Origin of the sequence: Massilia niabensis, assembly GCF_042655085.1 — a bacterium.
Lineage (GTDB): Bacteria > Pseudomonadota > Gammaproteobacteria > Burkholderiales > Burkholderiaceae_D > Telluria > Telluria niabensis.
Genome location: NZ_JBHSMU010000018.1, coordinates 78771 through 90067 on the forward strand (window position 1 = coordinate 78771; position 11297 = coordinate 90067).

General features: G+C 67.8%; 7 protein-coding genes. 1 reads left to right on the forward strand and 6 read right to left on the reverse strand.

Going from position 1 to position 11297, the window contains the following annotated elements; all coding sequences use genetic code 11:
- Positions 1–2 precede the first annotated feature (2 nt).
- Positions 3–1436, forward strand: a complete 1434-nt coding sequence (locus tag ACFPN5_RS22905) for a glycoside hydrolase family 88/105 protein (protein ID WP_379786157.1) — start codon at positions 3–5, stop codon at positions 1434–1436.
- 36 nt (positions 1437–1472) lie between these two features.
- Here the strand turns inward: ACFPN5_RS22905 and ACFPN5_RS22910 are convergent, their stop codons facing one another.
- The 6 genes from ACFPN5_RS22910 to ACFPN5_RS22935 form a co-directional block, all read right to left on the reverse strand.
- On the reverse strand, positions 1473–1985 hold the full coding sequence (locus ACFPN5_RS22910; protein WP_379786158.1) for a GNAT family N-acetyltransferase: 513 nt from the start codon (positions 1983–1985) through the stop codon (positions 1473–1475).
- An 88-nt stretch (positions 1986–2073) separates the two neighbouring features.
- The gene (locus tag ACFPN5_RS22915) at positions 2074–4656 is read right to left on the reverse strand and encodes an NHL domain-containing protein (protein WP_379786159.1); all 2583 of its coding nucleotides are present in this window, start codon (positions 4654–4656) and stop codon (positions 2074–2076) included.
- 321 nt (positions 4657–4977) lie between these two features.
- Positions 4978–5967: a glycoside hydrolase family 43 protein gene (locus ACFPN5_RS22920; protein ID WP_379786160.1), complete on the reverse strand. Its 990-nt coding sequence runs from the start codon at positions 5965–5967 to the stop codon at positions 4978–4980.
- The gene (locus tag ACFPN5_RS22925) at positions 5964–7289 is read right to left on the reverse strand and encodes a rhamnogalacturonan acetylesterase (RefSeq protein ID WP_379786161.1); all 1326 of its coding nucleotides are present in this window, start codon (positions 7287–7289) and stop codon (positions 5964–5966) included. Before ACFPN5_RS22925 ends, ACFPN5_RS22920 begins: the two co-directional genes overlap by 4 nt.
- 49 nt (positions 7290–7338) lie before the next feature.
- Positions 7339–10053: an exo-rhamnogalacturonan lyase family protein gene (locus ACFPN5_RS22930; RefSeq protein ID WP_379786162.1), complete on the reverse strand. Its 2715-nt coding sequence runs from the start codon at positions 10051–10053 to the stop codon at positions 7339–7341.
- A gap of 3 nt (positions 10054–10056) precedes the next feature.
- On the reverse strand, positions 10057–11295 hold the full coding sequence (locus tag ACFPN5_RS22935) for a DUF4861 family protein (RefSeq protein WP_379786163.1): 1239 nt from the start codon (positions 11293–11295) through the stop codon (positions 10057–10059).
- Positions 11296–11297 lie beyond the last annotated feature (2 nt).

Genomic DNA, 11297 nt, shown 5'->3' on the forward strand with positions numbered 1-11297 from the left:
CCTTGGACCATTCCCCGATTCCGCGCCGTACCCTGATCGGCCTGCTCGTCGCCGCAACCCTTGTCACTGGCCTGACCTCGCTGGCCGTCTCGGCCCAGGAAGCGCCGGTCGCCCAGGAAAAAGGCCCGGCCCCGGCCGACGCCATGCTGCACGCGCTCGACGTCAAGTACCCGACCCAGTACCGCCCGATGGAAGCGGCGCAAACCAAGGCCGTGCTCGACCGCGTGCTCGTCTACCTCGAGCGCACCACGCCGGCCGAGCTGGTCGACAAGACGACCGGCGCAGCCATTACCGACATCTCGCGCGCCAATCCGCAGGCGGTCCTCAAACCCGGCGACTTCCGCCTGACCAGCTATGAATGGGGCGTGACCTATCTCGGCATGCTGGCCGCGGGTGCCGCCACCGGCGACAAGCGCTACACCGACTACGTCACGAAGCGCCACCAGCTGCTGGCCGACCTGACCAAGGCCTATTACCCGGTGGTGAAAGCCGACACCGCCAATTCGGCGGCGCCGATCAAGAGCTTCCTCAACCCGCACGCGCTGGACGACGCCGGCGCGCTGTGCCACAGCTTCATGAAGGCGAAGCTGTCCGCTTCCCCGGTCGACTATGGCCAGATGATCGGCATCTGCGGCGACTTCGTCACCAAGAAGGAATACCGCCTGAAGGACGGCACGCTCGCGCGCGGCGGCCCGGACGGCAATGGCGGCCGCAAGATGCGCCCGCTGCCCGACACCCTCTGGCTGGACGACATGTTCATGGGCGTGCCGACCATGGCCTACCTGGGCAAGACCACGGGCAAGCGCGAGCACTATGACGACGCCGTGCGACAGGTGCTGCAGTTCTCGAAGCGCATGTTCAACCCGCAGCTGGGCATCTACATGCACGGCTATGTGGAAGGCATGCGCGACCATCCCGAATTCCACTGGGCGCGCGCCAATGGCTGGGCCGTGATGGCAATGGTCGAGGTGCTGGAAGTGCTGCCGAAGGACCACAAGGGCTATAACCAGGTGCTGGCGCAGCTGCGCGCCCACATCAAGGGCCTGGCCTCGTACCAGACCAAGGACGGCTTCTGGCACCAGCTGATCGACCGCAACGACACCTACCAGGAAACCTCGGCCACGGCGATCTATGCCTACGCCATCGCGCGCGCCGTGAATCGCGGCTATGTCGAGCCGCAGATGTACGGCCCGATGGCCAACTTCGCCTGGAATGCGGTGGCCAGCAAGGTGCTGGCGAACGGCCAGATCGAAGGTATCTGCGTTGGCACCGGCATGGCTTTCGATCCGGCCTTTTACGCCTACCGCCCGACCAGCGTCAAGGCCGCCCACGGCTACGGCCCGGCACTGCTGGCTGGCGCCGAAGTCATCGAGATGAACAAGAAGTACAAGTTCGGGCTGAACGACAGCGGCCTGATGTTCCAGGGCGCGCGCTAAGTTGGAATGAACGCGGCCGCTGCGGCGGCCACGTTCTCAATCCGCGCCGGAGCTGGCCTCCGGCACGCGTCCGGTCAAACGTTTTGTCATCAGCGCGACCTCATCGCCACAGGAGTGCGTACGACGCACCAGGGCCCAGCCGGAGCGTCCGTAGAAATGCTCCACGTCCGGCTCACACGACAGGTACAGTGAGGCATATCCGAGCCGCGCGGCCGCCGCTTCTGCCGCGGCCAGCAAGGCCTGTCCCAGTCCTTTGCCGCGCCAGGAATCATCGACAAGCAGGCCGCCAATCCAGGGAGACAGGTTCTCGGCGGTGGTGGGTTCGTCCTCTTTGAGGCTGACTGTGCCGACCAGCTCGTCTCCGGCCAGTGCAATCAGGGTCAGGGGAACCCGATGGGTCACAGCCCGGCTGCGGATCACCTCGGTAAAATCGGAGGCGGACATGCCGGTATCTGCGTGAATCAGGCGCCCCCACAAGCGGTAGATACGTTCAGCCACGCCGGCGGCGTGTGCAGGATGGTCAGCCAGGGAGGTAATGTGGTATTCCATTCAGGGTTCCAATATTTTCACGAGCTCGTGCGCAGTCGGCCAATTGCGGCGCTGCGAATCGCAGTCCAGGTCATCGGGGCTTTGTCCATCATTTCAAATTGATCGTCAACACCGCATTCGCAGATCCAATATACAACCTGTCATCCGGCCCAATCGCCAGCACCGCTCCAGCAATCATCGCCGGCAGCGGACCTTCGTGCACCTCGTATCGCCCCACCGTCCCGACGAGTGTCGACACCGCTCCGGCCGGCGTGATCATGCGCACCGTATAGTTGCCCCCGTCCGCGACGTACAGGTTGCCCGCGCTGTCGATCGCCAGGCTGCCGGGTGAGGAAAACTCCGCCGCGGCGCCCTGGCCGTCGGCGCTGCCGGAACGCGAGGAGTTCGCCACCATGTTGCCTGCGAGCGTGCTCATGATGCCGTCGGGCGACAGCTTGCGAATGTTACGGTTGCTCGAATCGCTGAAATACAGGTTGCCGGCGCGGTCGAGGACCATGCCGTTGACATTGCAGAACTCGCCCTGCGGGCCGTCACGATAGCCGCAGCCGGAGCGGGCAACAGTCGAGACGCTGCCGTCGGGCGAGATCTTGCGGAAGGTATAGGAGTCCTTGACGAAGACGTTGCCCTTGTCGTCGACCGCGATGGCGCTCAGCATCGAGAAGCGCGCCGTGGCGCCGGCGGCGTCGACGTAACCGCTGTCCACAAACGAGCCTGCCAGGATGGTCACGCTGCCGTCCGGCGCGATCTTGCGCACGCACGAGCGGTCGATGACGTAAAGGTTGCCGGCGCGGTCGATCGCGATGCCGTTCGGGTTGACTACCTGGTCCGGTGCCGGTCCGGCCTCGATCTTGATAGTGCGATTGGCGCGGCCGGCGAAGGTCGTGACGAGGCCGGCCTGGGTGACCTTGCGGATCGCGTGGTTGTTCTCGTCGGCCACGAAGATATTGCCCGACGCATCGACTGCGAGACCGAGGATGTTACTGAAGTAGGCGGCCCTTCCCACGCCGTCGATCTGGTCGCCGATCAAGGGCTTGCCGGCGAAGGTCGATACCTGGCCGGAGGCCAGCTTGCGGATCACGTGCGTGTCTTCGGCGATGAAGACTTGCCCGCCGGCGCCCAGCACAATGCCGGTCGGATTGCGGAAGCGTGCGTTGGCCGCGTCGCCGTCGATATAGCCTTCGCCGAGCCCGGCGGCGGCCGTGACGTCGCCATTCGGGCCGATCCGGCGCAGCCGGCCGTTGTAGTAATCCGCCAGCAGCACGCTGCCGGACGGTTCGACGACAATGCCCGGCAGCGGCAAGCGGGCATCGTAGAAGAAATGCGGGAAACCGAAGGTGGCGGTGGCGCCCGGGCCGTCGCGGCCGCCTGCCTGGCCCGGCACGCCGGCCAGGGTCGTCACCGCGCCCTGGGGCGAAACTTTGCGCACGAGCTGGTTGTCGACATCGATCACGATCAGGTTGCCGCTCGCATCGAGCGCGATGCCGGTCGGCCCACAGAATGTCGCGGCGCCCGCCGCGCCGTCGGCGTGTCCGCACACGTTGTGACGCCCGGTCAGCGTCGTCACCGTGCCGTCCGGCGCACGCTTGCGAATCACGTTGTTGCCGCTGTTGGCCACGTACAGGTTGCCGGCCGCGTCGCGCACGATACCGGCCAGGAGGTGCCAACTGGTGTCCGTGGCCGGAACGTCGGGCGCACCGGTCATCGTCGGCTTGTCAGCCAGCGTGCTGACCATGCCTGCCGGCGTGATCTTGCGCAGTTTGTTGAACCAGGCGTCCGTGACATACAGGTTATCGTCGGGATCGATGGCCAGCCCCAACGGGCTGCCGAAACGTGCCGCGTTGCCCGCGCCGTCGACGCTGGCGAACTGCCCGGTGCTGCCGACGAAGGTGCTGACGACGCCCGCTGGCGTGATCTTGCGGATGACACTATTGTCGCGGTCGGCCACGAACAGATTGCCTGCGCTGTCGAGGACCACGCCCATCGGCCGCGTGAAGCGCGCATTGGTGCCGGCGCCGTTCGCACTGCCGGGGCCGCCGCCATTACCGGCCAGCAGCACAAGCTGGGCCGACTGGCAGTTGACCGTGACCGGGGTCGTTGCCTCGGTGGCGATGCCGGCGCTGCCGGTCACCTTGCACCACTGGCCAGCGGGCTGGCGCGCCACCGACAGGGAGTAGGGCGCTCCCTGGAGATTACTGAAGCTGAAGCTGCCGCTCGTGTTGTAGGCGACGGGGGTGCCGCCATTGTTCACCAGGCTGAGCGTGGCACCCGCTTCCAGTCCGGCGATGCTGCCGCCGATCGTCGCCAGCGTGACGACCGGCGGCGTCGTTTCGCAAGTGATCGCCACGTTGCCGACATTCGCCGCGAGCGTGCCGCTGCCGCTGCCGCCGGCGATGGTGCAGGTCTGCCCCGCAGGCTGGGCGGCGATCGTCACCGCGTACGTCGTGCCGGAAGCAAGGGAGTTGGGGAAGCTGAAAGCGCCGGATTGGCCCAGGACCAGCGGCAGGCCGCCATTGAGCGCGACTTTCAGTTCGCTGCCGGCGGCCAGGCCGCCCAGGCTCCCCCCCACGCCGTAACTGGCTCCCGGTGCCGGCGCTGGTGCGACGGGGGGGATGGCCGCGCCCTGGGGCGGGCTGCTGTCACCGCCGCCACCGCCACAGGCGGCAAGAAGCATGACAGGAGCGACGAAGACAGCGGCAAGGCGGCGCGGAAGGAGGGGAGAAATGGCGAACATGGCGACCGATAGTTACTCACATAACAAGGCGGTCGAGTGTAGCGATGAATTTAATGATCAGCAACTTTAATTATTACTGCGTCAGTAATCCGCTTGCGCTGGCTGCCTGCTGTAACGACGATCGGGCATCGGGTAGCGTCCGACGCAGTCGTCTCGCCAAGGACAGACGACTGGCCGACTGCGTATTCAATCGGACGACGCCACACATTCATGAAATCGTTGCGCGCGTGTTTCGTAGTCCATTGTTTTCCTCGGCCGCCCTTAACCCGCCTTCGGTACCGCCTTGCGCAGGTTCTCGAGCAGGCTTGCCGGCACACTGAACGCCGTCCCATGCCGCATGCGCTGCGGCGTGCCTTCGTCCGGGAAGTGCATCTGCTTCGTCACGTTTTCCCAGTTCACCATGTCGCGCGAGCGCAGGGCGCCGTAGTGCTTGGTGGTGTAGGCGTCGTAATACAGGATCACCTCGTCGCCGATCTGCAGCACCGTCGGGCCTTCGGTCCATAATCCCGGCGGCGTGATCGGCGCGGCCAGGGGGCCGAAGCGCAGGCCGCGCAGGTCCAGGACGGGCGCCAGCTGCAGGTGCTTCTTCGGCGGGTAGCGCGTTTCGTCCTTCACCAGCAGCCAGTCGCGTCCCTTCGCATGCACGATGCTGGCGTCGATCACGGAAAAGCCGGGATCATAGAACAGGCTTGTGGCCGTGAAGCTGGCGAAGTCCTTAGTGGTGGTGGCGTAGATGCGGTGGTTGTACTTCTCTTCGCTGGCGCCGTCGGTCTGCGGGAAGCGCCCCGGAATGGTCGAGGACCAGAAGATCAGGAAGTGACCCGCGGCCGCGTCGTAGACGATTTCCGGCGCCCAGGCGTTGAGCACGCCCGGCTCGTGGGCCATCACAGGCAGTTCGCGCTGAGCCGACCAGTTCACCAGGTCGGTCGAGGAGGCGTAGCCGATGCCGTTCTCGTTCCAGCCGCTGGTCCAGACCATGTGGTACGTCCCGTCCGGGCCGCGCACGATGCACGGGTCGCGCATCAGCTTTGCCTTGCCGACGACCGGCCTGAGGAAGCTCGCGCCGCCGCCGAGCTTTTCCCAGCGGTAGCCATCCTGGCTGGCCGCGAAGTGCAGGCCGTCCTCGCCGTTCTTGATGAAGTAGGCGAACAGGTAGGCCTGCGCTTCGCTCTTGCGGCCCGGGAGCCCCAGGCCCGCGCAGCCGCTCACCAGGGCGCCGGCCAGCAGCGACAGTGCCGCGCGCCGCTTCATTGCGCTGTCCCGGTCTGCACCACCTTGTTGCCCTCGTCGCCGAGCGGACGCGCCGTCGCGCGGCTCGGGCTTGGCGGCACCGCGAAGCCGGCCACCGGATCCGGGCGCGCCGGGTCGAACCGGAAATCGGGGAGCAACTGCGCCGCCACCGGCACGCCGGCCTGGCGCAAGCCGAGCCCGATGGCCTTGGCCAGCAGGTAGCTGCCATAGCTGTTGTGATGGGTGTTGTCGAGCTTCCCCGGCGCCGGCGAGGCGAAGGCCGCCTTCGAGCCTTCCACGCCGAGCGCCGCGTACATCGTCTGGCTCATGGTGTTCAGGTCGATGAAGGGCACGCCAAGTTCCTTGGCCGTCTGGCGCGCGGCTTCGGCGTACTCGAGCAGCGAGGGCTTGACCTTGCCCGCCTCGTCGAACGCGCGGCGCTCGACCGGCGAGACGAGCACCGGTAGCCCGCCGCGTGCGCGCACCATGTCCACGTGGGTCTTGATCTCGGCCTTGTAGGTGGTGAACGGGCCGCTGCGGCCGTCCTTGATCTGCTTCTGGTCGTTGTGACCGAATTGCATGATGACGGTATCGCCCGGCTTCATGCTGCTGACGATCTTGTCGATGCGGCGGCGCGCGAGCGAGTCGCGGTAGGTTTCGCCGGACTGGGCATGGTTGGCCACCGCCACCCCGGGCTTGAAGAAGCGCGGCAGCATCTGGCCCCAGCTGTTATACGGCTCGCCGGGCTGGTCGCTGACCGTCGAGTCGCCCAGCAGGAACACGGTCGGCACATTGCTTGGGGCGATCTCCACGCGCCGCACCGCCTTTGGATCGCCGTTGAATTCGAGCGTCAGGCGCCCATCCCAGTTCCAGGCTTCCTGCTCGGTTTCACGCGGCGCCTTCAGCTTGACTTCGCCCGCAGGCACGCCAGGCACGGGTGCGATGCGGGCCGTGCGGACGTTGGCGACGAAGCTGCGCGTCACCGGCTGCCCGGCGGGCGCCTGCACGTTCTCCAGCATCAGGCGCCGCAGCTCGGACTTGACGGTCGTCGTCACCGGCGCCTTGTCGCCGGCCAGGGTGACGGTGACGGTGTAGTTCCCTTCCGGGAGGTCGACCGAGAAATAGCTGGCCCGGGCGCTGTCTTCCTGCGCCACCGGTTCGAAGCCGTACCCGCGCGCGGCGCTGTAGGCGGCGTCGGGCGCGACCTGGGTGAAGCCCGTGGGCGCTGCCGCCGGGCCGAAGGCAAAGCGCAATGGGGCCTGCGCCTGGGCCTGGGCCGCGAGCGTTGCCAGCAGGGCCGCTGCGGCGGCCTGGCGCAGGGCGCCGATGCTTGGATGGTGCATGAATGGGTTCCTCGACCGTTGTGTCATCACAGTGTGTTCAGGTGGCAGCTCATGTGGATGGCAGCGCATCGCCGACGAGCGCCAGGTTCTGGATCGCCGCCAGGCCCCATTGCGCCGTGTCGTTGGTGCTGACGTACGGTACTTCGGTGACCGGGTTCAGCGTCGCCGAACCGGCGACGCGTGCGGGGACGAATGGCGGATACGGCCGCTTGCCTTCGAATTCCTTCCAGGCGCGCTGGGCCAGCGCCGGGTCCTTGCGCTTCCAGGCCGCATAGGCCGTCATGCGCGAGTTGCCGAGGTAAAGTGCATCGGTGCCGCCGTGCGGCTTGCCCAGGCGGCGCCGCTGTTCCTCGACCGGTGCGTTGTACAGCTCGCAGTAGTCGAGCCAGGCGCGCTCGAAGGCCTTGTCGCCGGTCAGGGCGATCAGCTCGTCGAAGATCTCGATGGCGCCGAACACCGCATTCAGGTGCGAGGCGGCGGCGCCGGTGCCGATCATGTTGTGCAGGCGGCCCGTTTCGGGCTCGTAGCCCATGCGCTCGGCATTGAAGAAGCCGCGTGGCATGGCTGCGATGTCGCGCATGCCGGTCAGGATGCGGTCGCGGTAGCGCGTGCTGCCGGTGCGCTCCCACTCGGTCATCCAGTTCGCTACCAGCGAGGCCCAGTCGGTGCCGAAGCTGGCCAGTACCGGATAGGGCCCCTTGGGCGGCTGGTTCGCGAGTTTGCGCACCGGGTCCACCAGGTCGAGCTTGCGGTCGGCGTCGAGCACCTCGCGCATCACGTCGCCGATGCGCTCGTCCGCCGTCAGGTAATAGTACATGCGGCGGTAGACCGCGGTGCTGATGCGCACCTGCTTGGCGCTGCAGCCCCAGTGCTGGACGTTGTGGCGCGTGCCGAGGCCCGCGAAACGGCCCAGGTGGTAGGTGTCGACTTCGCTCGTGTGGCGCACCATGGCTTCGCCGGTGCGGAAGATGTCGGCGCGGCCGGTACGCAGGAAGGCGTACCACAGCCAGAGGTCGGGCGAGAGCTCGGAGTTGGCCCAGGCGTAGCCGCCGACGTCGTAGCGCCACTCGTGGCGGTCGGCGTCATAGGCATGGCGGAAGTCGCCGTAATCCCAGAAACCGTACCAGCGCCGCTGCTCGACCTCGTTGCGGTAGAAGTCGAAATGCGCGTCGAGGCGGTCCTCGATGCGCGCGCGCGCGTGGGTCGAGCGGTCGGGCAGCGACCACATGTTGCCGAACACGCGCGTGGCGAGGATGTGGGCGGGCGCCGGCACCAGCTGGGGCGGCGTCTGCACGGCGGCTGCCATCTGCACCAGCCGTTCCCGTGGCGGGGTCGCGCCCAGGGCCCAGAGCGTCAGCTCGCTGCTGCGCGCAACGCCGACCGGCGTGCCGAAGCCCTTTTCGTAGTCCTCGTAGGTAATGTCCAGGCCCTGCAGCTCTTCGGCGTGGGTGTCCATGCCCATGCCGTCGTGGTAGAAGCGCATGTCCATCGCCGGCGCGTCGGGCGACCACATCCAGAGCGTGACCTGGGCCGCGTCCGTATGGGCGTTGCGGATGTCGAGCTGGGTAGGGTGGCGCTGCCAGAAGTCGCGCAGGCCGAAGGCAAGGCCGCCGGCGGTGCCGCCGATATAGCCGAGGCCTGGCGCGCGCCGGCCCCAGGCCGCGTCGATCCAGCCGTGGCCGGCCTTGGTACGCTTGCGGATGCGGAAGCTGTCGGCGGATAACTGCGACAGGCTGTAGTCGCCCCAGGCCGGGACCAGGTGCAGCGACTTGTCCACCCGCTCCGCAATCGGCGGCAGCGGCAGCCCGGCCAGCTGCGCCTTGCGCACCGCCTCGCCGGGATCGCGGCGCAGGCCGGTCAGGTTGCGCACGCCTTCGGCCCACAGGCCGCCGTTCTCGCCGCCAAAGCGCACATGGCGCTCGTGCGGGGCGTCCGCCAGCGGCACGTCGAAGCGCAGGCCGAGGCCGCGCAGGAAGTCCTTCTGCTCGTCGCCGTCGAAGACGAAGGTGTGCATGATGCGCACCGATTCGGCGCCGGCGTAGAAATACAGGCGCACCGTGAACGGCAGCCAGGAACGGCTGCCTCCGCTGTCGCCGCCAACCGTGCGGTGGGTGCCTTCGATCTTGACCACGCTGCGCACCGGGCCGCGCTGCTCGAGCGTCACGCGGGCGAGCCGGCTGTCATAGCTTGTTTGACGCGTGCTGCCGGCGCTGCCGTCCGGCTGGTCGTCGGCGAGGGCGACCAGCTTGCCGCTGCGCGCGATCTCGCGCCCGCCACGGCGGATGCTGCTTACGATCTCGCCGCCCTGGCGCGGGATGATGCATTCGATGACGCCGGTGTTGACGACGATGACGTCTGGGCGCTCGCTGACCGTCATTGCCTGGCCGGCCGGCGCATTGGCCACTGAGCGGGCGGCGCCGGGGCGCAGCCGGAGCTTGTCCGCCAGGCCGGCCTGCGCCGGCAGCGCGTGGGCCGTCCACTTCAGGGAGCCGTCCGGCCAGTACGCGATTGGCCAGCTTTGGATCGCCGTGGCGCCCCCGAGCGTGAACGCCTGGTCCTTGCGCAGGGCGCCGCGCGGCCAGGGAACGCCGAAGGTGGTGCCGGTCATCAGGGCCGGCGCGCCTTCGAGCCAGGAGAGGTCGGCGGCCAGGGGCGCGGCGGCACCTGCGGTTGCGGCGGTGGCCGGCGCCGCGCGCACGCCGAGCGGCAACGCGGCAGCCAGGGCGCCGGTCTTGAAGAACGAGCGTCGGGACAGTGGCGCCATCGGTCAGCGGCCCGCGGCGATCTTGAGCTGCACCGGCGCGCGCAGGCGGGCCGCTTCCTCGGCCACGTGTTTCTGCCAGTCGCGCTGGGTGGCGAACGGGCTGCCCTTGGTCCAGGCCGCGCCGACGTGGTAGCGCAGCGGCTGGCCGGAAGTGACGGGCGCCGTCACCAGGCCGTTGCGCTCGTCGCTGGCAAAGGCGGTACTGCCGGCCTGCGGCACGATCACGGCCACGCCGAAGTCGCCGAAACTGCGCTGGGTGATCCATTGCACGAGCGTGCCGTCGGCCTGGTTCTCGCTGAAATCGACCTTCACTTCCTGCCCCTTGTCGCTCGGGCGCTTGTTCAGGCCGACGGCTGCCGTCAGGCTCGCCGGGCCGGTGAAGGTGAAGGTGCTGTCGATGCGGTCGAAATAGCGGCCGGCATCGGTCGTGAAGCGCTTGACCTCGGATACCTTGGTGCCGGCGGCGTCCCAGCTGTCGTAATGCAGCTCGAACACCGTGCGCACTGGCCCGTTGGCCAGGATTTTCCACCCCTTGAAGTTGGCGCCGACGTGCAGCTTGCTGCCGTCCCAGATACCGGTGCCGCCTGCGCCCCGGGTCGGGCCGACGTTGTACATGTCGATGCCTTCGCCTTCGTCCACGTGGTAGTGGTCGTGGCCGATGTTGTACCAGCGGTCGACGATCGGGTAGGGCACCCGCTTGAACCAGATATCGAGGCCGCTCGTGACCAGCACTTCCTTGTCGCTGCCGGCCGTACCGGGGGCAGATGCGGGCGCGCCCAGGGCCGGGCCATAGGTGCGGTGGGCCAGCTTGTCGTTTTCCCAGGCGAAGTCGTCGAGGCGCTCCTGCACGAAGCGCGCATAGGTTTTCGGCTGGAAGGGCGGCACGGTGGCCTTGGCCTTTTCGATGGTGAAGGTGGCGGTCTTTTCGCCCGGCGCGAAGTCGTGCTGGAACAGCAGCTCGCCATAGGCGGCGCCGTTCATCTGCGGGTCTTTCGCCATCGGCGCCAGGTTCGTGACCTGGTAGGGCAGCGTGCGGCCCTTGCGGTCCTTGATCACCAGTTGCTGGTTCAGGGCGCGCGGCAGCGCCGCTGCCACCTGGGTCCAGGCAATGGCGATGATTTCGCCCGGGCGGGCGATCTCGAGGGGATGGGTGGCGGTGACGGTCAGGCGTTCGGCGGCGCCGGCGGCGCCGGACAGGAGCAGGGCGGCGGCGAAGGCCGGCAGGGACAGGCGGAGAGTCATGT

Bases quoted from the DNA above. Each gene is read 5' to 3' on its own strand.
- ACFPN5_RS22910 (WP_379786158.1), bottom strand. From the start codon at position 1,985: ATGGAATACCACATTACCTCCCTGGCTGACCATCCTGCACACGCCGCC.
- ACFPN5_RS22915 (WP_379786159.1), bottom strand. From the start codon at position 4,656: ATGCTTCTTGCCGCCTGTGGCGGTGGCGGCGGTGACAGCAGCCCGCCC.
- ACFPN5_RS22920 (WP_379786160.1), bottom strand. From the start codon at position 5,967: ATGAAGCGGCGCGCGGCACTGTCGCTGCTGGCCGGCGCCCTGGTGAGC.
- ACFPN5_RS22925 (WP_379786161.1), bottom strand. From the start codon at position 7,289: ATGCACCATCCAAGCATCGGCGCCCTGCGCCAGGCCGCCGCAGCGGCC.
- ACFPN5_RS22930 (WP_379786162.1), bottom strand. From the start codon at position 10,053: ATGGCGCCACTGTCCCGACGCTCGTTCTTCAAGACCGGCGCCCTGGCT.
- ACFPN5_RS22935 (WP_379786163.1), bottom strand. From the start codon at position 11,295: ATGACTCTCCGCCTGTCCCTGCCGGCCTTCGCCGCCGCCCTGCTCCTG.